The organism is Chromobacterium piscinae (genome assembly GCF_021129175.1).
In the GTDB taxonomy this organism is placed as follows: domain Bacteria; phylum Pseudomonadota; class Gammaproteobacteria; order Burkholderiales; family Chromobacteriaceae; genus Chromobacterium; species Chromobacterium piscinae.
Window position 1 is genome coordinate 50,825 of record NZ_JAJOHV010000018.1, and the last position, 23,792, is coordinate 74,616.

General features: G+C 64.0%; 24 protein-coding genes. 20 read left to right on the plus strand and 4 right to left on the minus strand.

From position 1 onward, the window contains the following. The 6 genes from LQR33_RS05490 (at nt 1) to LQR33_RS05515 (ending at nt 6,673) form a co-directional block, all read left to right on the plus strand. Nucleotides 1-1,095: a glycosyltransferase family 4 protein gene (locus tag LQR33_RS05490; protein ID WP_046157461.1), complete on the plus strand. Its 1,095-nt coding sequence runs from the start codon at nt 1-3 to the stop codon at nt 1,093-1,095. A 3-nt stretch (nt 1,096-1,098) separates the two neighbouring features. After that, nucleotides 1,099-2,334 carry a glycosyltransferase family 4 protein gene (locus LQR33_RS05495; protein ID WP_166440319.1) on the plus strand — a complete coding sequence of 412 codons (1,236 nt, stop codon included), beginning with the start codon at nt 1,099-1,101 and terminating at the stop codon, nt 2,332-2,334. 163 nt (nt 2,335-2,497) lie between these two features. Then, the gene (locus LQR33_RS05500; protein WP_166440318.1) at nt 2,498-3,661 is read left to right on the plus strand and encodes a DegT/DnrJ/EryC1/StrS family aminotransferase; all 1,164 of its coding nucleotides are present in this window, start codon (nt 2,498-2,500) and stop codon (nt 3,659-3,661) included. Continuing rightward, nucleotides 3,658-4,326: a sugar transferase gene (locus LQR33_RS05505; protein WP_269212297.1), complete on the plus strand. Its 669-nt coding sequence runs from the start codon at nt 3,658-3,660 to the stop codon at nt 4,324-4,326. Before LQR33_RS05500 ends, LQR33_RS05505 begins: the two co-directional genes overlap by 4 nt. Beyond that, complete coding sequence (locus tag LQR33_RS05510; protein ID WP_221664574.1) at nt 4,323-4,790, plus strand: GNAT family N-acetyltransferase; 468 nt, start codon at nt 4,323-4,325, stop codon at nt 4,788-4,790. Before LQR33_RS05505 ends, LQR33_RS05510 begins: the two co-directional genes overlap by 4 nt. Nucleotides 4,791-4,792: 2 nt before the next feature. Continuing rightward, a complete protein-coding gene (locus LQR33_RS05515) occupies nt 4,793-6,673 on the plus strand; it encodes a polysaccharide biosynthesis protein (RefSeq protein WP_370907263.1) in 1,881 nt (626 codons plus the stop codon). Nucleotides 6,674-6,706: 33 nt separating this feature from the next. Here the strand turns inward: LQR33_RS05515 and LQR33_RS05520 are convergent, their stop codons facing one another. Beyond that, the gene (locus tag LQR33_RS05520) at nt 6,707-7,255 is read right to left on the minus strand and encodes a hypothetical protein (protein WP_231467897.1); all 549 of its coding nucleotides are present in this window, start codon (nt 7,253-7,255) and stop codon (nt 6,707-6,709) included. A 132-nt stretch (nt 7,256-7,387) separates the two neighbouring features. On the opposite strand from LQR33_RS05520, the gene LQR33_RS05525 reads away from it, so the two are divergent. The 6 genes from LQR33_RS05525 (at nt 7,388) to LQR33_RS05550 (ending at nt 12,861) form a co-directional block, all read left to right on the plus strand. Then, on the plus strand, nt 7,388-8,296 hold the full coding sequence (locus LQR33_RS05525; RefSeq protein WP_231467899.1) for a LysR substrate-binding domain-containing protein: 909 nt from the start codon (nt 7,388-7,390) through the stop codon (nt 8,294-8,296). 395 nt (nt 8,297-8,691) lie between these two features. Then, complete coding sequence (aspA, locus tag LQR33_RS05530) at nt 8,692-10,095, plus strand: aspartate ammonia-lyase (RefSeq protein ID WP_166440314.1); 1,404 nt, start codon at nt 8,692-8,694, stop codon at nt 10,093-10,095. 139 nt (nt 10,096-10,234) lie between these two features. Beyond that, a complete protein-coding gene (locus LQR33_RS05535) occupies nt 10,235-10,597 on the plus strand; it encodes a hypothetical protein (protein WP_166440313.1) in 363 nt (120 codons plus the stop codon). Between the two features lie 275 nt (nt 10,598-10,872). Beyond that, the gene (locus LQR33_RS05540) at nt 10,873-11,871 is read left to right on the plus strand and encodes a hypothetical protein (RefSeq protein WP_166440312.1); all 999 of its coding nucleotides are present in this window, start codon (nt 10,873-10,875) and stop codon (nt 11,869-11,871) included. 79 nt (nt 11,872-11,950) lie between these two features. Next, the gene (locus tag LQR33_RS05545) at nt 11,951-12,190 is read left to right on the plus strand and encodes a DUF2164 family protein (protein ID WP_021477392.1); all 240 of its coding nucleotides are present in this window, start codon (nt 11,951-11,953) and stop codon (nt 12,188-12,190) included. A gap of 71 nt (nt 12,191-12,261) precedes the next feature. Next, nucleotides 12,262-12,861, plus strand: a complete 600-nt coding sequence (locus LQR33_RS05550) for a YdcF family protein (RefSeq protein ID WP_221664571.1) — start codon at nt 12,262-12,264, stop codon at nt 12,859-12,861. A gap of 100 nt (nt 12,862-12,961) precedes the next feature. Here LQR33_RS05550 and LQR33_RS05555 read toward each other — a convergent pair whose 3' ends face one another. After that, nucleotides 12,962-13,321 carry a YggL family protein gene (locus LQR33_RS05555; RefSeq protein ID WP_021477390.1) on the minus strand — a complete coding sequence of 120 codons (360 nt, stop codon included), beginning with the start codon at nt 13,319-13,321 and terminating at the stop codon, nt 12,962-12,964. Between the two features lie 185 nt (nt 13,322-13,506). Between LQR33_RS05555 and LQR33_RS05560 the strand changes: the two genes are divergently transcribed. The 3 genes from LQR33_RS05560 (at nt 13,507) to LQR33_RS05570 (ending at nt 16,193) form a co-directional block, all read left to right on the plus strand. Further along, the gene (locus tag LQR33_RS05560) at nt 13,507-15,249 is read left to right on the plus strand and encodes a M30 family zinc metallopeptidase (RefSeq protein WP_231179241.1); all 1,743 of its coding nucleotides are present in this window, start codon (nt 13,507-13,509) and stop codon (nt 15,247-15,249) included. After that, on the plus strand, nt 15,246-15,554 hold the full coding sequence (locus LQR33_RS05565) for a hypothetical protein (protein ID WP_166440309.1): 309 nt from the start codon (nt 15,246-15,248) through the stop codon (nt 15,552-15,554). The genes LQR33_RS05560 and LQR33_RS05565 overlap by 4 nt, the downstream gene beginning before the upstream one ends. Nucleotides 15,555-15,623: 69 nt before the next feature. Beyond that, complete coding sequence (locus tag LQR33_RS05570; RefSeq protein WP_231467901.1) at nt 15,624-16,193, plus strand: HutD/Ves family protein; 570 nt, start codon at nt 15,624-15,626, stop codon at nt 16,191-16,193. Between the two features lie 57 nt (nt 16,194-16,250). Here the strand turns inward: LQR33_RS05570 and ubiD are convergent, their stop codons facing one another. After that, nucleotides 16,251-17,726 carry a 4-hydroxy-3-polyprenylbenzoate decarboxylase gene (ubiD, locus tag LQR33_RS05575; RefSeq protein WP_231467903.1) on the minus strand — a complete coding sequence of 492 codons (1,476 nt, stop codon included), beginning with the start codon at nt 17,724-17,726 and terminating at the stop codon, nt 16,251-16,253. A 142-nt stretch (nt 17,727-17,868) separates the two neighbouring features. Here ubiD and LQR33_RS05580 point away from each other — a divergent pair, with 142 nt between their 5' ends. From LQR33_RS05580 to LQR33_RS05600, 5 genes are all read left to right on the plus strand, one after another. Then, entirely contained in the window at nt 17,869-18,474 is a 606-nt protein-coding gene (locus LQR33_RS05580) for an OmpW/AlkL family protein (protein ID WP_221667292.1), read from the plus strand. 458 nt (nt 18,475-18,932) lie between these two features. After that, complete coding sequence (locus tag LQR33_RS05585) at nt 18,933-20,018, plus strand: ABC transporter ATP-binding protein (RefSeq protein WP_231467905.1); 1,086 nt, start codon at nt 18,933-18,935, stop codon at nt 20,016-20,018. A 3-nt stretch (nt 20,019-20,021) separates the two neighbouring features. Continuing rightward, nucleotides 20,022-20,915 carry an ABC transporter permease gene (locus tag LQR33_RS05590; protein ID WP_231179239.1) on the plus strand — a complete coding sequence of 298 codons (894 nt, stop codon included), beginning with the start codon at nt 20,022-20,024 and terminating at the stop codon, nt 20,913-20,915. Beyond that, nucleotides 20,908-21,702, plus strand: a complete 795-nt coding sequence (locus LQR33_RS05595) for an ABC transporter permease (RefSeq protein WP_021477382.1) — start codon at nt 20,908-20,910, stop codon at nt 21,700-21,702. Before LQR33_RS05590 ends, LQR33_RS05595 begins: the two co-directional genes overlap by 8 nt. A 148-nt stretch (nt 21,703-21,850) precedes the next feature. After that, the gene (locus LQR33_RS05600; protein WP_021477381.1) at nt 21,851-22,915 is read left to right on the plus strand and encodes an ABC transporter substrate-binding protein; all 1,065 of its coding nucleotides are present in this window, start codon (nt 21,851-21,853) and stop codon (nt 22,913-22,915) included. A gap of 68 nt (nt 22,916-22,983) precedes the next feature. Here the strand turns inward: LQR33_RS05600 and LQR33_RS05605 are convergent, their stop codons facing one another. Continuing rightward, on the minus strand, nt 22,984-23,619 hold the full coding sequence (locus tag LQR33_RS05605) for a pyrimidine 5'-nucleotidase (RefSeq protein ID WP_021477380.1): 636 nt from the start codon (nt 23,617-23,619) through the stop codon (nt 22,984-22,986). Nucleotides 23,620-23,792: the final 173 nt, after the last annotated feature.

Sequence of the window (23,792 nt, forward strand, 5' to 3'; positions counted from 1 at the left end):
ATGAAAATAGCCCACCTGACCTCCGCCCATCCGCGCCACGACATCCGCATCTTCGTCAAGGAGTGCAGCTCGCTGGCGGCGGCCGGCCATGAGGTGACGCTGATCGTCGCCGACGGCCAGGGCGAGGAAATCCGCAACGGCGTGCGCATCCATGATGTCGGCCCCAAGACCGGCGGCCGGCTGTCGCGGATGACCGGCACCGTCAAGCGCGTCTACCAGGCCGCGCTGAAGCTGCGGCCGGACGTAGTGCACTTTCACGACCCGGAGCTGATCCCCGCCGGCGTGCGACTGAAGCAGGCCGGCATCAAGGTGGTGTACGACGTGCACGAGGACGTGCCGCGCCAGATCCTGGCCAAGCACTGGATACCCGGCGCGGTGCGTCCGCTGGTGTCCGGCGGCTTCGAGACGCTGGAGGACTGGGCGGCGCGCCGCTTCGACGCCATCGTCACCTCCACCCCGCACATCCGCAAACGCTTCGAGAAGCTGGGCGCCAACGCGCTGGACGTGTGCAACTTCCCGATACTGGAAGAGCTGGTGCGCGACACGCCGTGGGAAAGCCGCCGCAACGAGGTGTGCTACATCGGCGGCATCAGCCGCATCCGCGGCATCGAGCCCATTGTCGCCGCGCTGCCGGGCACTTCCACCCGGCTGAACCTGGCCGGGCCGTGGAGCGAGAGCGATCTCCGCGCCAAGGTCACGGCCGAGCCGGGCTGGGCGCGGGTCAACGACCTGGGCGTGCTGGACCGCAAGGGCGTGGCCGAGGTATTGGCCCGCAGCAAGATCGGCTTGGTGACCTTGTTCCCCACGCCCAATTACGTCGACGCGCTGCCGATCAAGCTATTTGAATACATGGCCGCCGGCATGCCGGTGATCGCCAGCGATTTCCCGGTCTGGCGCGAGATCGTCGACGACGCAGGCTGCGGCGTGCTGGTCGATCCGCAGGACGCGGCCGCCATCTCCGCCGCCATCAACGAGCTGCTGGGCGACGAAGCGCGCATGCGCGCGCTCGGCGAGTCCGGCAAGCGGGCGGTGCTCAATAAATACAGCTGGGCGGCCGAGGCCGACAAGCTGATCAAGCTGTACGCGACGCTGTAAACCATGAAAATTCTCTACATCAACCACTACGCCGGCAGCCCACGCCACGGCATGGAATTCCGCCCGTATTACCTGGCGCGCGAATGGGTGCAGGCCGGGCACGAAGTGAACATGCTGGCGGCCGACGTGTCGCACCTGCGTCAGACCCATCCGCAGGTGGACGGCAAGTACCGCGACGAGGATATCGACGGCATCCGCTACACCTGGTGCAAGACGCGCCCTTACGAAGGCAATGGCATCGGCCGGGTGCTGAACATCTTCAGCTTCCTGGCCAAGGTGATGGGCCTGTCGCGCCGCTATCTGAAAGAGTGGAAGCCGGATGTGGTGATCGCCTCGTCCACCTATCCGCTGGACACCGTGCCGGCGGCGTGGATCGCCGGCAAGACCGGCGCGCGGCTGGTGTACGAGGTGCACGACCTGTGGCCGCTGACGCCGGTGGAAGTGGGTGGCATGTCGCCGAAGCACCCGTTCATCCGCCTGCTGCAGTGGGCCGAGGATTTCGGCTACAAGCGCGCCGACACCGTGGTGTCGATGCTGCCCTGCGCCAGGGACTATATGATGGCGCACGGCATGGCGCCGGAAAAATACGCGGTGATTCCCAATGGGGTGGACGTGGGCGAGTGGCAGGGCGAGGCCTTGCCGCTGTCAGCCGAACACCGGATGCGGCTGGCGGAATTGAAGGCCCATGGGCGCTTCATCGTCGGCTACGCCGGCGGCCACGGCCTGGCCAACGCGCTGGATTATCTGCTGGAAGCCGCTTCCTTGATGCGCGACGCGCCGGTGACTTTCGTTCTGGTCGGCGACGGTCCGGACAAAGAGGCGCTGGTGGCGCGAGCCGCCGAGCTGAAGCTGGACAACGTGATGTTCCTGCCGTCCATCGCCAAACGCAGCGTGCCGGCCTTTCTGGCCGAGTGCGACGCGTTATACATCGGCTGGCGCAAGCTGCCGATCTATCGCTTCGGCATCAACCCGAACAAGCTGTTCGACTACATGATGGCGGGCAAGCCGGTGATCCACTCGGTGGAGGCCGGCAACGACATGGTGAAGGATGCCGGCGCGGGCTTGAGCATAGGCGTGGAAGACCCGGCGGTGATCGCCGACGCGGTCAAACGGATGGCGGTGCTGCCGCTGGCCGAGCGCGATGCGATGGGCGCGGCCGGCAAGGCCTATGTGCTAGCCAACCACGACTACGCGGTGTTGGCACGCCGCTTTCTAGACGCGGTGAGACTGCAAGGATAGGAGGCGGGCGTCCCGTCCGGCATAGTCAGTTAATTGATGGCGATGGCGGAACACTCCTTTGGGCTTCCGCCCGACAAAAGATTTTGCAGGCCGTGGGCGACGCGCGCGGCGATGGACATGGACGGCGGCCGAAGGCGGCCGCGCAAAGACGAAAGAGAAAACGATGAGCGAAACGAAATTTCTGCCGTTCGCCTTGCCGGACATCGGTGAGGAAGAAATCAACGAAGTGGTCGACGCACTGCGTTCGGGCTGGGTGACCACCGGTCCCAAGACCAAGCAGTTCGAGGCTGATTTCGCGGCATTCTTGGGCGACGGCGTGGAGGCCATCGCGGTGAATTCAGCCACCGCCGGCCTGCACCTGGCGCTGGAAGCCATCGGCGTGACCGAGGGCGACGAAGTGATCGTGCCGTCCTACACCTTCACCGCCACCGCCGAAGTGGTGCGCTACCTGGGCGCGCACCCGGTGTGCGTGGACGTGGACGCGGCGACCTTCAACATCCGCCCGGACGCCATCCGCGCGGCGATCACCGACAAGACCAAAGCCATTATCCCGGTGCACTTCGCCGGCCTGGCCTGCGACATGGACGAGATTATCGCCATCGCCCGCGAGCATGGGCTGAAGATCGTCGAGGACGCCGCCCATGCGATGCCCACCTATTACAAGGGCAAGCTGATCGGCACGCTGGATTCCGACGTGACGGTATTCAGCTTCTACGCCAACAAGACCATGACCACCGGCGAAGGCGGCATGGTGGTGTCCAAGCACAAGGACATCATCGCCCGCTGCAAGGTGATGCGCCTGCACGGCATCAGCCGCGACGCCTTCGATCGCTACGTGTCCAAGACCCCGGCCTGGTACTACGAAGTGGTGGCACCGGGCTACAAGTACAATATGCCGGACACCGCCGCGGCGATGGGCATCCATCAGCTGAAGAAGATCCGCGGGTTCTACGCGAAGCGCGAGGTCATGGCCCAGCGTTTCGACCGCGAGTTGGCCGATCTGCCGCTGATCCTGCCGGCGCGCGCCAAGGACGAGGGCAGCAACCACGCCTGGCACCTGTACCCGGTGCGGATCAAGCCGGAAGCCGGCATCAGCCGCGACGATTTCATCGCCAGGATGGCAGAGAAGGGCATCGGCTGCTCGGTGCATTTCATTCCGCTGCACCGCCAGCCGGTATGGCGCGACGGCTACCGGCTGACGCGCGAGCAATTCCCGGTGGCCGACGCCGCTTTCGAAGCCGAAGTGACGCTGCCGCTGTACACCCGGATGACGGACGATGACCAGACCCGCGTCATCGCCGCGGTGCGCGAGATTCTGGGCGCATGAGCGAGCGGTTGGAAAAAAAGGGCGGCGAATTGCTGCCGCCCTGCTGCCGGCCGCGCCGCCACGGCTCGCGGTTGGTAAAGCGCTTGTTCGACATCGTCGCTTCCGGCGCGGGCCTCATCGTACTGGCGCTGCCGCTCGCGGCGGTGGCGCTGTGGGTGAAGCTGGATTCGCCGGGGCCGGTGTTTTTCCGCCAGGTGCGGGTGGGACGGAACGGCACGCTGTTCCGCATCCATAAATTCCGCACCATGCAGGTGGATACCGAGCGCCAGGGCCAACTGACCGTCGGCGCCGATTCGCGCGTCACCGGCGCCGGCCGCTTGTTGCGCAAGACCAAGCTGGACGAGTTGCCGCAACTGATTGACGTGCTGTTCGGCGACATGAGCCTGGTCGGGCCGCGGCCGGAAGTGCCCAAGTATGTGGCCCACTATCCGGACGAGGCGAAGGACATCGTGCTGTCGGTGCGCCCGGGCATTACCGACTGGGCGTCGATTCGCATGATCGATGAAAACGAGATACTGGGCCGCGCCGCCGATCCGGAGCGCGCCTATATCGACGAGGTGTTGCCGGAGAAGCTGGGCTATTACGTCCGCTACGCCGAGACCCATAATTTGTGGGAAGACATCCGCATCATCGTCGCCACCCTGATGAAGATCGTTAGCCGATGACCTTATCCATCCGCGCTGCCGAGGCCGCCGACGCCGGCGCGCTGGCGGCCATTTATTTGGCCTGCCGTCGCGAGATGCCTTACGCGCCGCTGGCGCATGGCGACGCGGCGGTGCGCGCCTGGTTCGCCGGCGCGCTGTTGCCGGCGGGCGGCGTCTGGCTGGCGGAGCGGGGCGGCGAGATCGCCGGTTTCGCCGCTTGCTCGGAACAAGATGGCCTGCTGTGGCTGGATCAGCTGTATGTCGGCGCCGGCCATCGGAATGCCGGCATCGGTCGAGCGCTGCTGGAGCGGGTGGCATTGCGGCAGACGCGGGCCTGCCGGCTGCATGTGTTTCAAGCCAACGCCGGCGCGCGGCGCTTTTACGAGGCGCATGGTTTCAAATTACTGAGCCTGGGCGACGGCCAGGATAACGAGGAACGCTGTCCGGACGCGCTGTACCAATGGCGGCCGGATACGAAAGAATGACCATGTTTGAAAAGCTGTTAGCCTTCTCCCGCCACAACAAGATGGCGATGCTGGCGCTGATGGACGCGCTGCTGCTGCCGCTGGCGCTGTGGAGCGCTGTGTTCCTGCGCCTGGGCGGCTATTGGGACCCCAAGCTTAACCTGCACCTGTGGATCTTCATCGTGCCGCCCTTGTGGGCGATCCCGATCTTCATCAAGCTGGGCCTGTACCGCGCGGTGCTGAAGTATCTGGACGACAAAATCATCTACACGGTGTTCAGTGGTGTCACGCTGTCGGTGCTGGTGCTGCAGGGCATGATACAGATGTTCCATATCTGGGCGATGCCGCGCACGTCGGTGATCATCTTTTGGGTGTTCGCGATGGCCTATATCGGCGGCAGCCGCTTCCTGCTGCGCGGGCTGGTGCGGCGCATCGACGCCACCGAAGCGCCGCGCGATCCTGTGATCATCTACGGCGCCGGCCAGGCCGGCCTGCAACTGATGCTGGCCTTGCAGGCCGGCCGCGAATACCGGCCGATGGCCTTCGTCGACGACAACTCTGATTTGCACCGCCGCACCTACCGCGGCGTGGCGGTGCATGCGCCCGAGGAATTGCCGGCGCTGATCAAGGACACCCAGGCCAAGTGCATCCTGCTGGCGATGCCGTCGGTGGGACGCGGCCGCCAGCGCGAGGTGCTGGAGTCGCTGGAAAAGCTGCGGGTGCCGATCAAGCGGCTGCCCGGCATGGCGGATCTGGTGTCCGGCGAGGCGCGGGTGGAGGAGCTGAAGGAGGTCGATATCGAGGACCTGCTGGGCCGCGAGCCGGTGCCGCCCAAGGCCGAGCTGTTGGCGCGCAATATCCGCGACAAGGTGGTGATGGTCACCGGCGCCGGCGGCTCCATCGGCTCCGAGCTGGCGCGCCAAATCGTCAAGAACCGCCCGGCGCGCATCGTGCTGTTCGAGCTGTCTGAGTTCGCGCTGTACAGCATAGACCAGGAGCTGGCTCAGATCGCGCCGCGGATTCCGCGCACGCCGCTGCTGGGCTCGGTCACCGATTATGCGCGGCTGACCCAGGCGATGCGCGCGTTCCAGGTGGAAACCGTCTACCACGCGGCCGCTTACAAGCACGTGCCGATGGTGGAGCACAATCCGGTGGCCGGCATCGTCAACAACGCTTTCGGCACTGACACCACCGCCCGCGCGGCGGAAGACTGCGGCGTCGACACCTTCGTGCTGATCTCCACCGACAAGGCGGTGCGCCCCACCAATGTGATGGGCGCCACCAAGCGTCTGGCCGAACTGACGCTGCAGACCCGCCACGCCCGCGGCAGCCGCACCCGCTTCGTGATGGTGCGCTTCGGCAATGTGCTGGGCAGCTCCGGCTCCGTGGTGCCGTTGTTCCGCCGCCAGATCAAGGCCGGCGGCCCGATCACGCTGACCCACGCCGACATCACCCGTTACTTCATGACCATACCGGAAGCGGCGCAGCTGGTGATCCAGGCCGGCGCGATGGGCGACGGCGGCGACGTGTTCGTGCTGGACATGGGCGAGCCGGTGAAGATCATCGAACTGGCGCGGCGCATGGTCCACCTATCCGGGCTGGAGGTGAAGGACGAGAGCCAGCCGGGCGGCGACATCGAGATCCGCGTCACCGGCCTGCGTCCGGGCGAGAAACTTTACGAAGAGCTGCTGATCGGCGACAACGTGCAGCCTACCGATCACGCCCGCATCATGCGCGCGCAGGAATACCATCTGGCCGAAGACGAGATGGCATCGCTGCTGGCGCGCCTGTCCGATGCCTGCAACCGGTTGGACGCGCCGTCGGCGTTCGCGCTGATGCGGGAGGCGGTGCATGAGTTTCAAGCCGCCGAGGCCACTCAGGACTGGGTGACGCTGCAGGGCTGACGATTTCCCATTCCCGCAATCAACGGCTGCAAGCTACCATTTGCAGCCGTTGTCTTTATCCAGCGCGTCTTTCAACAGCATCGGCGCGGCCAGCAGGCCTAGGCCGGCGTAGGCATTCTTGCAATCGGCGCGCTCCGCCCGGTCGATGCCGCGCGCGAGACGGGCTTTCTCCGGGTTTTCCGGCAGCGGCTTGGCGTCCGGGTTCTCCGGCGTGAACTGCCGTACCTGCTGGCGCAAGCCTTCCAGCGTCACCCGGGCTTCGCTCTTGCCGGCGCTGGCCGCCGCCTTGCCTGGGAGGCCGCGCGCGGATGCAGGCGCGGCGCGCGAGGAGGATGCGCTGCGGCGCGGTTCTGCTGGAACGGGGGGCCGCGTTTGCGCTTGGCGTTCCGACGCCGGAGCCGGCAGCAGGCGGGCGTGGATGGCCTGGATGCTTATCTTGAGCGGCGGCGCAGGGGCCGGCTGCGGCGTGGAGCGCATCGCGGGCAACGCCAGCAGGGCGAGCAGATGCAGGCCGGCGCTGGCGGCGAAGGCCAACGCGCGGCCGGACCAGCGGGCAGGCGGGGGAGAGAGGACGGCGTTCATTTCGGCGTGGCGGAGGGCTGCGTCATCGGCAAGACGGTTGTCATGGAAAGAATAGTCCGATGATAGAGCGCCGTCGCGCCGGAAAGTGCCGCGCCGGTGTAACATCGGGCATCCCGCATCTGGACCCCCGCGATGGAAACCCGCTGGCTGGAAGACTTCCTGGTATTGGCCGACACCGGCAGCTTCACCCGCTCCGCCGAGCTGCGCCACCTGACGCAGCCGGCGTTTTCACGCCGCATTCGCGCGCTGGAGAGCTGGCTGGGCGCGGACCTGATAGACCGCACCACCTATCCCACCAAGCTCACCGCCGCCGGCAAGCTGCTGCGGGTGCAGGCGGTGCCGCTGCTGGCCCAGCTCAACACCACCCGCACCATGCTGCGCGGCCTGCAGCCCTTGCCGCAGGGCACGCTGGAATTCGCGGTGCCGCACACGCTGTCGTTCTCCTATTTTCCCAAGTGGCTGACCGAGGTCGAGGCCGGCTTCGGCAAGTTGTCCTGCCGGCTGCAGGCCAGCAATGTGCATGATGCGGTGCTGGCCTTCGTCGAAGGCGGTAGCGATCTGCTGATGTGCTACCACCACCCCAAACAGCCGGTGGAGCTGCACGACGCGCGCTACGGTGGCCTGCGGCTGGGCGTAGAGCGGCTGCGGCCCTACGCGGCGGCCGATGGCGGCGCGGCGCGCTACGCGCTGCCCGGCTCCGCCGACGCGCCGCTGCCTTTCCTCGGCTACGCCAGCAACGCCTATTTCCGGCTGATGAGCGACTTGCTGTTGGTCGGCGGCCCCGAGCCGGCGCATCTGTCGCTGCGCTACGAAACCGATATGGCCGAAGGGCTGAAGCAGATGGCGCTGGCCGGCCACGGCCTGGCCTTCCTGCCGGAGAGTTCGGTGGCGGCGGAGCGCGAGGCCGGCCGGCTGGCGGCCGCCGGAAGCGACGAATGGAGCGTGGAGATGGAAGTCAGACTGTATTGCGACCACCGCCGCGGCCGCGCGGCGCTGGAGGACTTGTGGGATTACCTTGCCGAGCGTTACCCGGAAGTCTAAGAGTGGCTAACAAAATTCCTGATGCGGCGTTGCGCCGACTTGTCGTACTCAAGTACTGCCTGCGTCGGCGCGCCTTGCCTCAGCCGTGAAACTGATTTTTGTTAGCCGCTCTAAGAACCTGTTCAAAGTCTGCTGGGCGTCGGCGATACTGCGTTGAAAACCGCTTCAGAATGCTCAGTGCCGTATGTACACTCCGCTTCTTCAGCTGTTTTCGCCTTGTCTCGCTAGCCTTTGAACAGGCTCTAAGGCAAGCCGCGCCGGACAAGGCTGGCGCAGGGTTATGCATTTCTTGCATGACCCCATCGCCATTCGGAATTGGCCAAGCTTCCGGGGCGGGCATACAGTGCGGGGCATTCTAGGCCGCGCATGGCGGCCGCCCTGAGGAGACCCTCCAGATGTCCACCCGTATCGAACACGACCTGCTCGGCAACCGCGACGTGCCGGCCGACGCCTACTGGGGCGTGCACACGCTGCGCGCCATCGAGAATTTCCCGATCACCGGCCAGACCATCGCCGGCTACGGCGACCTGATCCGCGCGCTGGCCTGCATCAAGCAGGCCGCCGCCCAGGCCAACCGCGACCTCGGCATCCTCGATCCCAAGCTGGCCCAGGCCATCGTCGACGCTTGCGAGGAGATCCGCGCCGGCAAGCTGCACGACCAGTTCGTCGTCGACGTGATCCAGGGCGGGGCGGGCACCTCCACCAATATGAACGCCAACGAGGTGATCGCCAACCGTGCGCTGGAGCTGCTGGGCCACGCCAAGGGCGAGTACCAATATCTGCACCCGAACGAGCACGTCAACCTGTGCCAGAGCACCAACGACGTCTACCCGACCGCGCTGCGCCTGGCCGCCTTCTGGGGCGTGCTCAAGCTGGTGTCGCGGATGGAAACGCTGCGCAAGGCCTTCGAGGACAAGGCCGAGGAGTTCAAGGACATCCTGAAGATGGGCCGCACCCAGCTGCAGGACGCGGTGCCGATGACGCTGGGACAGGAGTTCCAGACCTATGCCGTGATGCTGGGCGAGGACGAGCAGCGGCTGAAGGAAGCCAGCGCCCTGATGCTGGAGATCAACCTCGGCGCCACCGCCATCGGCACCGGCATCACCGCCCATCCGGACTACGCCCGGCTGGTGTGCCTGCATCTGTCCGAGCTGATCGGCAGCCAACTGATCACCGCGCCCAACCTGATCGAAGCCACCCAGGATTGCGGCGCCTTCGTCCAGCTGTCCGGCGTGATCAAGCGCGCGGCGGTCAAGCTGTCCAAGACCTGCAACGACCTGCGCCTGCTGTCGTCCGGCCCGCGCGCAGGCTTCGGCGAGATCAATCTGCCGGCGCGCCAGGCCGGCTCGTCCATCATGCCGGGCAAGGTCAACCCGGTGATTCCGGAAGTGGTGAGCCAGGTGGCGTATGAAGTCATCGGCAACGACGTCACCATCACCATGGCGGCCGAGGCCGGCCAGCTGCAGCTGAACGCCTTCGAGCCTGTGATCGCCTACAGCCTGTTCCGCAGCGCCGGCCACCTGGCCAACGCCTGCGACACGCTGACCGAGCACTGCGTCAAGGGCATCACCGCCAACCGCGAGCGGCTGCGCCTGAGCGTGGAAAGCTCGATCGGCCTGGTGACCGCGCTGAACCCGGTGATCGGCTACGAGGCCGCCACCCGCGTCGCCGCCGAGGCGCACGCCAACGGCAGCAGCGTGGCCGAGGTGGTGCTGGCCCACGGCCTGCTCACCCGCGAACAGCTGGACGACATCCTGCAGCCGGACATGCTGACCCGGCCGCGCTGGGTGACGCTGTAAACGATTTCCCATCCTTTGTTCGACTCGTGCTTGCCGGCGCCGCGCGCGCCGGTTTTTTTATGCGCGTCGCAAGCGGCTGGCGGCGGCGTTCCGATGCAGGTATAACGTTTATTGTGCACCGCACAAAATGGAGCGAGCGATGAATCATCCCGCCTGGTGGTGGAGTATCGAGTTGCCTGCCCGGACATGGTCCTGCCTGCTGGACGACTGGCGTTGCCAGCAGCGCTTCTGGCGTTCCAGCTTGTTCCACGGCGTCCGCGTCTGCCTCAGTCCGGCGCCGTTGCCGGACAAGCTGGCGCGCCTGGCCAGGCGAAGCTGCGCCGACGGCATTACGCTGTGCTACGACAGTTGTCCGTCGAGGTTCGAGCTGCTCGAGCAGCTCTGCCGGCACTGGCCGAGGCGGGGAGGCGAGCGCGAGCCATGGCGGGATTGTCTGCGGCGCAGCCAGCGCGCAGTGCAGCAAGGCTTGTTGCGATTGGGACACGAGTGGTCGCGGCTGTAGCATTCTCTGTTTCCTGATCTTCTGCCGCGGGCTTGGTTTGAACGATGCATCATCGACATTTCATTCGCCGCCGCATGAGCCCGGACTTCGCGCTTCGCTTGGTTTTGAATGGCTTGGATGGTTCTGTTGTTTTAGCGCTGCGTTTTAGTCATTTTTATGCCATTGTAGTTTTATGGGCTGTGCATTAATCTAACCGACTAATCAGAACAGTCGGGCAGATTCAGCCACTGCGCGGCGCATTGCAATCGAGATGGCTGGCTAATCCAAGGAATGTCATGCGTTCAATCCTATCAATCGCCATTCTGCTTGCCGCTGGCAGCGCGCAAGCGGACTGGACTCCCAGAGTCATTTCGGATCAGTTCGTCACTACGCTCAATTACGGCGGCGGCGCGCTCAGCTACCGGGAGGATGCCAGCAAGGGCGGCCCGGTCTGGCAGGCGGTGTCGGAACTGATGAAGACGCCGAATATCCTGCAACAAGGACTGAATGGGCGGGTGGCGCAGCTGGTGTCGCAGAACGGCGCCACTTTTCTGAGCGGGACGGTCAGCGGCAACGCGCAGGTGACGATACGTCCGGATGCCAGCGGCGTGGCCTACATCAGCCTGTCCGGACTCAACTACCAAGTGCGCAACCGGTACTCCGGCCGCAAGCTCGGGGTTATCAACTACAGCTGCACCAATACCCTGACGCTGAGCAATATGGTCCTCACCGCTCAGTACGGCACTGCCGACGGCAGCATGGCCGCAGGCAAGGCCGGCATGACCGCGACGACGTCCTCCTCCACCGATTGCGATTCGAACCTGAGCTGGATTCTGCCGGTGGTCGGCGATGTATTGATCAACAAGGCTGAAGGCAAGATCGACAGCGCGATCCAGAGCGGCGTGCAGGCCAGCTTGGCGCAGGTGAAGGATGCGCTGCTGTACAAGCCCGGCCAGAACCTGCTGAGTGGGCTGAACAAGCTGGTTCCCGCCGACAAGGTGGTTTCCCTGCCGGATGGGAGGACTTTCCCGGTCGGGCGCTATGTGCAAGACAACTTCCGCTACTTGCTGGGCAATAGCCAGATCACCCTGCGGCTGGGCAATTATCTGCAGGTGCAGCCGGTCAATCAGGATCCAGGCATGTATTCCAACGCGGCAAGCGAACTCTTGAGTCTCAACCTGTCGTCCCCCGCCTTTGCCTTGGGACTGAAGGTCAATGAGGAGCAGGCGCTGAGCTGGAGCTGGAATTCGCAGTGCGATCCGCGCCATCCTGAAACGGTGTGCCAAGAGCCCTGATCCGGCGTCGCGGCGGTCGTCTGCGATGCCGGCGGCCGCGCTCTCCATGCCATAATCGCTTTTTTACCCGGATGTGACGATGGCCACCCAATTCCTCCTCAGCGAGCAGCAGCTGCAACAGCTGGCGCCGCAATTGCAGCAATACCTGTCCGACCAGCTGGGGCTGGAGGTCGGCAGTTTCGACGCCCGCTTCCTGCTGGATTTCCTGGCTGACAAGATGGGACGGGACATTTACAACAAGGCCTTGCAGGATGCCCAGACCGCGCTGGCGGCGCGGATGGAAACCCTGCAGGCGGCGATCTGGGAACTGGAACGTTAGCCCGGGGCTGCCCGCGGCGGCGGCATTGAGGTTACAATCGCTTATCCCTTTCCTTTTAACTTGCGGTGCCGATGCTCTACTTACGCTTGATGATAAGAGGCTTCCTGCTGGCGGTTCTGCTGGTGGTGCTGGGCTTCGCCTATGTCGCGTGGAGCATTGTCGACTACGGCAGCGGCGAAGACGTGCCGGCTGCCGACGCCGCGCTGGTGCTGGGCGCTGCCGCCTGGGGCAGCAAGCCTTCGCCGGTGTTCCGCGAGCGCATCAACCACGCGGTCAAGCTGTACCAGAGCGGCAAGGTGCGCTGGATCGTGTTCACCGGCGGCACGCCTGAGCCGGGCTATCCGGCCGAGGCGGACGTCGGGCGCGAGTTCGCCGCTAGGCAAGGCGTACCGATGACGGCGATGCTGGTGGAGAACCAGTCGCGCACCACCTGGCAGAACCTATCCAATGCCCGGGACCTAGGCAACCAGTTTGGCATCCGCTCCTATCTTTTAGTCAGCGATCCGCTGCATATGCGGCGCGCGGTGCTAATGGCCGGTGACCTGGGTCTGCGCGCCTATCCGGCGCCCACCCAATCCAGCCGTTTCCGCACGCTGGCCAGTTGGTCCCGCTTTCTCGCGCGCGAGACTTGGCTTTACGTCGGCTACCGGGTATTCCGGCAGCTGTCATGAATCCTGTGGATAAAAACGAGCTCCGCCTGATCTTGTGCATAAGTCGGGCGGACAAGAAAAAAGCCGGCGATTGCCGGCTTTTTCACATCTAGAGCAAACCTCAGGCGGCGTGCCACAGATCGATCAGCTCGCTGGCTTCCAGCGACTTCACTTCGGGGCGGGCCTGCAGCCAGGTCACCAGATCGCCGCGCAGCGCTTCGTCGATCTGCACGCCGCTGATCGGGAAGGCCACGCCTTCCAGGCGGTTCTTGCCGTCGAAATGGCCGCCGAAGCTGATGCCGGCTTCGTCGAAGCGGGTCAGCCAGCCGTCCAGCAGCGCGTCGGCATCCGCGCCGTCGTGCAGTTCTGCCACCAGGTGGAAACCCAGCTCGCGGAACTCGCCTACGCGCATTTTCTTGCGCTGGCGGGCGTTCAACCGTTTCAGACGTTGAGCGGAGTTGGGGTTGCGCAGGAATGCCATGGTCGATCCTTATTCTGAAAATGCGCTGAATGATAGCAGGTTTGCCGGATGGAGACGCTTCAGCCGCCTAGGCGACGGCATTTGTCCGACTATTAATTGTAATAAATTGACATTGTGTTGATTTATGTCATGTGGCTAATATCAAGATTGTATTCAGAAATTAACCACAAAAAGACGACAAAGTGATGAAAGAGATCAAAAAGACAGTCCTGGCTTCCGTGATTCTGAGCGCAATGGTGACCGCATGCGGCGGCGGGGGGAGTTCGTCGGCTGACAGCGGATCGGGCGGTGCGCCTTCGGTCGCTTTTTCCCAGCGCAGCGCCAGCGGCGTCGAGGTCGGCACGCTGGATTGCGCGGGCGGCAGCTGCAAGTTGCCGGCCAGCGCCGGCGGGGCGGCATCGGGTTCGGTCTACCGTTACAGCAACACCACCGGCCGCGACCAGACGCTGCAAGTCGCCGGCCCGGTGACCTCGGCCTGGCAGGCCGAGCTGGTTCGCGTCAGCGGCGGCGATACCTCCACCCAGTTCAAGCTGTCCGGCAGCGGCCTGCGCGGCGCCGACCGTGAAGTGGCGGATCGCCTGGAGGCCGAAAGCCAGGCGGTGTTGAACGCGGTGGCGAAGAACAGCAGCAACGGCGTGTTGCAACGGTTGCAATTGCAGCATTCGGCCAAGCTGAGCGGCGCGCAGGCCGCGCTGCAGCAGCAAGCCTACGCGCTGGGCGACGCGCGCACCTGGCACGATATGGATGGCGACAGCCCCACTACGCTGAAAGCGGTGCGCGATCTGCCCAATGGCGGCGGCAAGGTCTATGTCTGGGGCCAGGGCGGCCTGGACGTGAGCGTCGACAATGCCCAGGCCGACGCGCTGGCGGAGCGTTTCGCCAACAGCGTCTATCCGCTGGAAGCCAGCGTGGTCAGCGAGCCCTGGGGCAACGACATCCACCCGAGCTGGCGCAGTCTGGCCCTGCCCGGCGACACCAAGGACGTGCACCTGGTGCTGAGCCGGCTCAACGATCCGGCCAAGACCAGCGGCGGCCGCCTGCTCGGCTACGTGCGCTGGACCAACGCGCTGCTGGCTTCGGCCGCGGCCAGCATGTGCCAGGGCGACGCCGACTGCGCCGACGTGATCGGCAAGAGCAACCAGGCGCTGGTGACCTTCATCGATCTGGACACCTTCGCCAAGGCCGACAACCCGGGCAACTGGTCGATGAAGGACAACGGCCCGAGCCTGGCGTTGTCGACGATGGCTCACGAATACCTGCACGTGCTGTACGCTTACAACAAGATTCTGCGCCAGAAGCCGGGTTCGACGCCGACCACGGTATGGGAGAACGAGCTGGCGGCCCAGACCATGGGCTACCTGGTGTCGGCCGATACCTACACTGGCGGCCGCGGCCGCGACGCCAACTCGCATCCGGATCTGCGTCCGCGCGGCGATTTCGAGCAGTTCCTGGCCAAGCCGGCATGCAATCTGAAGGGCTGGAGCGTCGCCGCCGACGATTACACTTGCTATCCGAAGGCGCTGGCGCTGGGCATGCAGATGCTGCACCAGTTCGGCCCTGGCGTGATGAAGCCGTGGGTGACCGGCCCCAGCAAGGGAGAGAGCGCTTTGAACGACGGATTGCGCGCGGTGGGCGGCGGCGATTACAGCAGCCTGCTGCAGCGGCTGACCACCACGCTGGGGCTGGGCGCCTACAGCCAGGACGTGGCGGGCTTCGGCTTCCCAGCCAAGACCATCACCCTGCCGGCCAACCAGTACTTCCCGGCTGGCAAGACGCTGGCGCTGCCGGCGGTGCGCTTCCAGGCATCCGACGTGGGTTGGCGCAACGACAGCAGCAAGGAAACCTGGCGCCAGGCCTTGTCGGTATCGCGCGGCGCGGCCCGGATCACCGTGCCGGCCAATAGCCATCTGTTGCTGGTGAAGCCGTGACGCGGCGCGCGCTGTGGCTGCTGGCCCTGCTGCCCTCGCTGCTGGCGATGGGCGGCCAGCCCTGGGAGCGCGGCGTGCTGGTGGAAGTGGGCGCCTATCCGCTGGTGAAGCTGGGGATAGAGCGCAGCGACGGCGCGGTGCTGGCGATACGGCCGGCGGAGCCGGGCAAGGGACTGGATCAGGCGGCGCTGAAACAGCTGCGCCGCCAGCTGGGCCATCCCATCCGCTACCGGGCTGCCGGCTACGCCGAAAGCCTGGTGTACGGCAGGGAGGTGATTTTGCAAGGCGCTGAAGCCGAGCGCTGAGCGCGGCTGTTCAGCGGAACGCCCATCCGGCATCATGCCGGGTGGGCGTTCATTTTTTCTGGAGTCGGCATGCGCGTATTGACCCCGCAGAGTTTTCTGGACATGCCGTGGGCCAATGGCGGCGGCCGCACCCGCGAGTTGTTCCGGCTGCCGCATCCGCAGCGGCGCGACGCGTTCGCCGTGCGGATGTCCATCGCCGAGGTGGCGGAAGGCGGACTGTTTTCCCATTTCGCCGGCGTGGACCGCTTGCTGGGCCTGTTGGAAGGCGAGGGCATGGAGCTGAGCCTGGCCGATGGCCGCCATCTGACATTGGACGCGCCAGGCCAGGTGGTGGCTTTCACCGGCGAGATCGGCATCCAGTGCCGGCTGCTGGGCGGAGCCTTGCGCGATTGCAATCTGATGCTGGCGCGCGATTGGGGCCGCGGCGACTTGGAGCGGCTGTCTCCGGCCGATGGAGAGACGGTGCGGCTGGAGGCCGCCGATCTGGTGCTGCTGCATCTGCAGCGCGGCGCGTGGCGCTGCGGCGGCGAGGCGCTGCCGGATGGCGGCCTGTTGCTGCTGGAGAACGAGGCAGTCGTTTTGAGCGCAAGCGGAGGAGCCATCGGCTGGCTGGCCATTGTCCATCGCCTGCCGGCGTGACGCCTCGCGGGCATGAAAAAAGCCGGGCAAGCCCGGCTTTTGCTTGGCGGCGGGCCGTTACAGCCCCAGCTCGCTCCACAAGGCGTCGACGCGCGCCTTGACCGCGTCGTCCATCACGATGGGCGTGCCCCATTCGCGGTTGGTCTCGCCCGGCATCTTGTTGGTGGCGTCTAGGCCCATCTTGCCGCCCAGGCCGGAGATCGGACTGGCGAAGTCCAGGTAGTCGATCGGCGTATGGTCGATCAGCGTGGTGTCGCGTACCGGGTCCATCCGGGTGGTGATCGCCCAGATCACTTCCTTCCAGTCGCGGGTATTCACGTCGTCGTCCACCACCACGATGAACTTGGTGTACATGAACTGGCGCAGGAAGCTCCAGCAACCCATCATCACCCGTTTGGCGTGGCCGGGATACTGCTTTTTGATGCTGACGATGGCCATCCGGTAGCTGCAGCCTTCCGGCGGAAGGTAGAAATCGACGATCTCCGGAAACTGCTTCTGCAGGATGGGCACGAACACCTCGTTCAGCGCCACGCCCAGGATGGCGGGCTCGTCCGGCGGCTTGCCGGTGTAGGTGCTGTGGTAGATCGGATTTTCGCGCATCGTGATCCGGTCTATGGTCAGCACCGGGAAGCTGTCCTGCTCGTTGTAGTAGCCGGTGTGGTCGCCGTACGGGCCTTCCATCGCCATATCGTTCGGGTGGATGTGGCCTTCCAGCACGATCTCCGCGCGGGCCGGCACCTGCAGGTCCGAGCCGATGCACTGGACCAGCTCGGTGCGGCTGCCGCGCAGGAGGCCGGCGAATTGGTATTCGGAGAGCGTGTCCGGCACCGGCGTCACCGCGCCCAGTATCGTCGCCGGGTCGCAGCCCAGCACCACCGCCACCGGATAGGGCTTGTCCGGGTTTTGCTGGCGGAACTCGCGATAGTCCAGCGCGCCGCCGCGATGCGCCAGCCAGCGCATGATCACGCGGTTCTTGCCTATCACCTGCTGACGGTAGATGCCGAGGTTCTGCCGCTTCTTGTTGGGGCCGCGAGTGACGGTCAGGCCCCAGGTGATCAGCGGCGCGGCGTCTCCGGGCCAGCAATGCTGGATCGGCAGCTTGCCGAGATCGACCGCCTCGCCTTCCCAGACGATGTCCTGGCAGGGCGCTTTCTTCACTTCCTTGGGCGCCATCGACAGCACCTGCTTCAGCAGCGGCAGCTTGTCCCAGGCGTCCTTCAGGCCCTTGGGCGGCTCCGGCTCCTTCAGATAGGCCAGCGTCTTGCCTATCTCCCTGAGCTGCATCACGTCTTCGGCGCCCATGCCCATCGCCACGCGCTCGGGCGTGCCGAACAGGTTGGCCAGCACCGGGAAGTCGTAGCGGCGGCCGTCATGGACCGGTTGTTCGAACAGCAGCGCCGGGCCGCCGGCCTTCAGCACCCGGTCGCCGATTTCGGTCATTTCCAGGTGGGGAGATACCGGAGCATTGATGCGCTTCAGCAGCTGCTTTTGTTCAAGTTGGGCGATGAATTCCCGTAGATCGGCATATTTCATGACTTTTTCATGATCTGACGCAAAGTGTGAGAGGAAGGGCTTGGATAATCTGCCTGCGGACGTCGCACGCTACTGCCGGCGTGCATGGCTGTCAACGCCGGCATAGTTCATGGCGGCATTACCTAGTCATTGGAGAACAGAAATGAAGAAGCTCGCACTCGCCGCCATGATCGGCATGCTGTCCGCCGGCGCGTTCGCCGCCCAAGGCGACATTCTGGCACGTTTCCGCGTGATCGATGTCGATCCCTCGTCCAGCTGGGACAATTCCGCCGTTCCCGGTCTGAACGTGGAGGGCAAGTCTGCCGTCGCGCCGGAACTGGACTTCACCTATATGATCACCAACAATATCGGCGCCGAGCTGATTCTGGGCACCTCGCGCCATAAGGTGACGACTAACGCCTTCGGCGATGTGGGTAAGGTTTCGGTGCTGCCGCCGACCGTGACCCTGCAGTACCATTTCGCGCCGGAAGCCACTTTCCGTCCGTATGTTGGCGCAGGCATCAACTACACCCGTTTCTATAGCAACGGCTTGCAATTGCCGAATGGAACCAAGCTGGATGTGAAGAACAACAGCTTCGGTCCCGCGCTGCAGATCGGCGCCGACTACGCGGTCAACAAGAGCTGGTTCGTCAACGTCGACGTGAAGAAGCTGTGGGTGAAAACCGATGTCAGCGCCGCCGGCAACAAGCTGGGCACGCTGAAGCTGGACCCGTGGGTGTTCGGCATCGGTGTCGGCACCAAGTTCTGATCCAGCCAGACCATCAGTCATGCAAGGACGCCTGCGGGCGTCCTTTTGCATTGTGGTTAAATGTAAACGATTGATGATATTGACATCGCGAGGGAAGTCGCCAATGCTGGCCGCTGGCGGCGCGGCGTAATCAGCCTGCCGGGCTGGGAAAGGACGGGGCGTTTGTCGCAGCGGCGACATGAAAAGCGGCGCTTGGCGACATGAATCGCTTGTTTCAGACAAGTTTGTTGTCAAAATGCATCATTTCAGTGAGAACCATTTTAAGTTTTCAGCGTCCTCCGAAAGAGGGCGCGCGCGGGTTTTTGTCAGTGAAAAGAGCAACTTATCCCGCCGGCTTGACTTGTCGGGCGCGCCAGGCGGTAAAGTGAGCTGAGGTCTTGAATTTACAAGGGATTTTCGCGGCCCCGGAAACCGATTTTTTGTTAAAATGGCGCCCTTTTTCGTGGCGGGGAAGATAGATGGCTCTCCTGGAAATCAAAAACGTGGTCAAACGCTTTGGCGACTACACGGCTGTCAACGACGTCAGCCTGTCGGTCGAGGCGGGCGAGTTCTTCACCCTGCTGGGACCCTCCGGCTGCGGCAAGACCACCTTGCTGCGCATGCTGGCCGGTTTCGAACAACCAGACGCAGGCCAGATTCTGCTGGATGGCCAGGACATGTCGCAGGTGGCGCCGGAAAAGCGCCCGGTGCACACCGTGTTCCAGAGCTACGCGCTGTTCCCGCACATGACGGTGCGCGAGAACATCGCCTTCCCGCTGAAAATGGCCAAGTGGGACAAGCGCAAGATCGCCGCCCAGGTGGATGAATTGCTGGAAGACGTGCGCCTGACCCAGTTCGGCGACCGCTACCCGCACGAGATGTCCGGCGGCCAGCGCCAGCGCGTGGCCATCGCCCGCGCGCTGGTGGACCGTCCGCGCCTGTTGCTGCTGGACGAGCCACTGTCCGCGCTCGACGCCAAGCTGCGCGAGGAAATGCAGATCGAGCTGATCAATCTGCAGAAAGAGGTGGGCATCACCTTCGTTTACGTCACCCACGACCAGGGCGAAGCGCTGGCGCTGTCGCACCGCATCGCGGTGATGAGCCATGGCAAGGTGGAACAGCTGGACGCGCCGGAGAAGCTGTACAGCTATCCGAAGAATCGTTTCGTCGCCGACTTCCTCGGCCAGTGCAATGTGCTGGAAGGCACGGTCAAGGCCTTGCACGGCGACGCTATGACCGTGGGGCTGAAGGGCTGCGGCGACGTCAAGTGCCAGGCGGTGCCGGGCGTGAAGGAAGGCCAGCAGGGCTGGCTGGCGCTGCGGCCGGAAAAGGTGAAGCTCGACAAGGAGCTGCCGGAACTGCCGGACGAGGCTTATTTCAAGGGCCGCGTCCATGATTGCCTGTACCTGGGCGACGTCACCCTCTACGTGGTGGAGGTGGCCGACGGCGTGTTGGTGGAGGCGATGCAGCCCAACAATATTCCCGGCGTGGCCAAGTTCTTCGACGACGGCGACGTGGTCGAAGTCGCTTGGCGTTTCGACGCCGGCAGTTTCCTGACGGAGTAAGCGATGGCGATGCGTGATCGTTTCGGCAAGTGGGCGCTGTCCTGGCCCCCCTTGCTGTATCTGGTATTGTTCTTCCTGATCCCGTCGCTGATCATGCTGGTGGCGGCATTCCGCCAGCCCGGCGACTACGGCGGCCTGGCGCCGCTGTTCACCATCGAGGACGGCCAGCGCGTCTGGGAGCTGACGCTGGACAACTTCCACCGCCTGGTGGAAGAGCCGCTGTACATCGAGCTGTTCATCAAGTCGGCCGGCTATGCGCTGACCACCACCGTGGTCTGCCTGCTGATGGCCTACCCGCTGGCCTGGCTGATCGCCCGCTCCGGCAAGAAGTACCGAGATCTGCTGCTGCTGTTGGTGATCCTGCCGTTCTGGTCCAACTTCCTAATCCGCATCTACGCGTGGATGATCATCCTGGGGCCGCAGTCGGCGTTCACCAAGGCGCTGAACCTGGTGCTGACCACGCTGGGCTTTGAGCCGGTGCGGCTGCTGTTCACCTCGTTCGCGGTGATCGTCGGCCTGGTTTACGTGCATTTGCCCTTCATGGTGCTGCCGCTGTACGCCAATCTGGAAAAGCACGACATGGCCTTGCTCGACGCCGCGCAAGATCTGGGCGCCAACGCCTGGCAGCGCTTCTGGCGCGTGACCTGGCCGCTGAGTCTGCCCGGCGTGTTCGCCGGCTCGGCGCTGGTGTTCATCCCGGCGCTGGGCATGTTCGCCATCCCGGACATCCTGGGCGGCACCGAATCCATTATGATAGGCAACCTGATCAAGCAGCAGATCCTGGACACCCGCGATTGGCCGTTCGGCTCGGTGTTGTCCATCATGCTGACCGGCGGCGTGCTGCTGATCGCTGTGCTGGGGGCCGTGGTGGCCAGAAAGGGGAAGGCGCGTGGCTAAGAAGCAATCCAAATGGCTGTGGGCTTCGGCCGGCCTGACCTATCTGTTCCTCTACCTGCCGTTGGTGATCGTGGTGCTGTACTCGTTCAACGATTCGCGCCTGAACGCCGAATGGGTGGGCTTCACGCTGAAGTGGTACCAGAAGCTGTTCCATAACGAGAAGATGCTGACCGCGGCCGGCAACTCGCTGCTGATCGGCATCATCGCGAGTTTCTTCGCCACCATCCTGGGCACGCTGGCCGGCATCGCGCTGCATAAGTACAAGCTCAGGCTGCTGCCCTTCCTGGTGTTGACGCCGATCGCCATCCCCGAGCTGCTGATGGGGGTGTCGCTGGTGATCTTCTTTGTCATCGTCAACCAGCTGATCGGCATCCTGGAGCTGGGCTTCGTCACCATCCTGCTGTCGCACATCGCCTTCTGCATCGGCTTCGTCGCCATCGTGGTGCGGGCGCGGATGCAGGGCATGGACGACAGCCTGGTGGAGGCGGCGCGCGATCTCGGCGCCACGCCGTTCCAGGCTTTTCGCCTGATCACGCTGCCGGTGATCAAGCCCGGCATCATCGCCGGCGCGCTGATGGCGTTCACGTTGTCGATCGACGACTTCGTGATCACCTTCTTCACCGCCGGCGCCGGCGCCAGCATGCTGCCGCTGGAGATCTACTCGATGATCAAGATCGCGGTGACGCCGGAGGTGAACGCGGTGTCATCCTTGCTGATGCTGCTGACGCTGGCGTTGATCGTCATCGCGTCCAAGGTTTCGCCGAGCGCCTTGCGCGCCAACGGCTGAGCCGCCAGGCCGAAAGGCCGATCTGGCGGCAGGGTGTTTTGCGTTGCAGCATAATGCCTTGCCGTCGCCGCCGCACCCGGGCGACGCGAGGGGGTGTCTCCCGGTTAACTCGTAGTACCACCAAGCTGTGCAATACAAAGGAAACGAAATGAAGAAGATCCTCGCGCTGCTGGCGCTGGCGGCCTCCACCCAGGCGTTCGCCGCGGAAGAGCTGCATCTGTACAACTGGAACAACTACCTGTCCGAGAGCGCGGCCAAGAGTTTCGAGGCCTACTGCAAGTGCAAGCTGGTGCAGGACTACTACGGCGACAACGAAGAGCTGCTGGCCAAGCTGGCCGCCGGCGCCAAGGGCTACGACATCGTGGTGCCGACCGGTTTCGCCGTCGACGCGCTGATCAAGCAGGGCAAGGCCCAGCCGCTGGACAAAGCCCAGCTGCCCAACTTCAAGAATCTGAACCCGGGCTACCTGAACAGCTTCTTCGACAAGGGCAACAAGTACTCCGCCCCGTACGCGTTCACCACCACCCTGATCGGCTACAACGAGACCAAGCTGAAGCAGCTGGGCCTGAGCGATAAGGTCAACAGCTGGGCGCTGATCTTCGATCCGGCGCTGCTGGCCAAGATCAAGGGCAAGGTCACCGTGCTGGATTCGCAGCGCGAACTGGTCTCCGCCGCGCTGATGTATTTGGGCAAACCGGCCAATTCCACCAATCCGGCCGACTGGAAAGCCGCCCGCGACGTGATCCTGAAGGCCAAGCCGTATTGGGCCGCCTTCAACAACCAGTCCTATATCAAGGAACTGACCGTCGGCAACATCTATGTCGCCTTCGGCTACTCCAACGATATGTTCCAGGCCCAGCAGGATGCCAAGAAGGCCAAGCGCGCTTTCGCGCTGAACTTCAGCCTGCAGAAGGAGGGCAATACCCTGTCGCTGGACAACTTCGTAGTGTTGAAGGATGCGCCTCGCAAGGATTTGGCTTACAAGTTCATCAACTTCATGCTGGACGGCAAGAACGCCGCCGGCCTGACCAATGAGATGGGCAACGGTAATCCGAACGCCGCCGCCGGCAAGTTCGTCAAAACCGAGCTGACCAAGATCCCGGCGATCTTCCCCACCACCACCGACCTGCCGCGCCTGCAACAGCTGCACGATCTGAACACCAAGGATCGCCGCGAGCTGAACAAGGTGTGGTCCGAAATCAAGCTGAAGTAAGCGTATCCGCGTTGTCCAATAAAAAGGCCGGGAAGTTTCCCGGCCTTTTTCTATATATATGCGCTGGCTTAATCCAGATGCAGCCGCAGCAGCTGGCTGATCTTCTCGACGCGGTGATCGACGTGGGCGGGTTTGCGCGGCTCATGGCTGACCCAGATGGTGGTCATGCCCAGCTCCTTCGCCGTCAGCAGATTGGGCAGGGAGTCTTCCACCATGATGCAATGCGCGGGATTCAGGCCTTCGCGGGCCAGCACGGCATGGAAGGCGTCAAGGTGGGGTTTGGGGATATAGTTCAGCCGCTCCACGCCGTATACCGATTCGAAATGATGTTGAATCCGCATCCGCTGCAGAATGCCTTCCACATAGTGCTGCGGGCCGTTGGACAGAATGATCTTGCGGCCGGGAAGGGCGCTGAGGTTTTCCGCCAGCCGGTCTTCGAATTGCAGCCACTGTTCCAATACCTCCACCGGATGGGTTTCGATCAGGAACTGCTGCGGGTCGATGCCGTGATGGGTGGACAGGCCGTGCATGGTGGCGCCGTATTGCGCCCAGTAGCGGGAGCGCAGCGCGCAGGCCTCCGTCTCGTCCACGCCGAGGTGGCGCATCATGTATTCGGTCATCAGCTTGTTGATATGGTCGAAGATGCCGCCGCTGGCGTGGTGGAGGGTGTCGTCGAGGTCGAAGATCCAGGTCTTGTGGTTCACGTTCGAAACTGCATGAAAAGGAGGGACCGAAGATTATCCATTCATGGCGGCCGGCGGGCTAGTGGAAGCGGTTCAGAAGGCTCGCGAAGCCTGTTTCTATTGTTATCAGTGGTTTACAGTGTTTTGACCAGATTTTTTCAATTTCTTTGCAGAAAGGTGTTGACGGGTGTGGG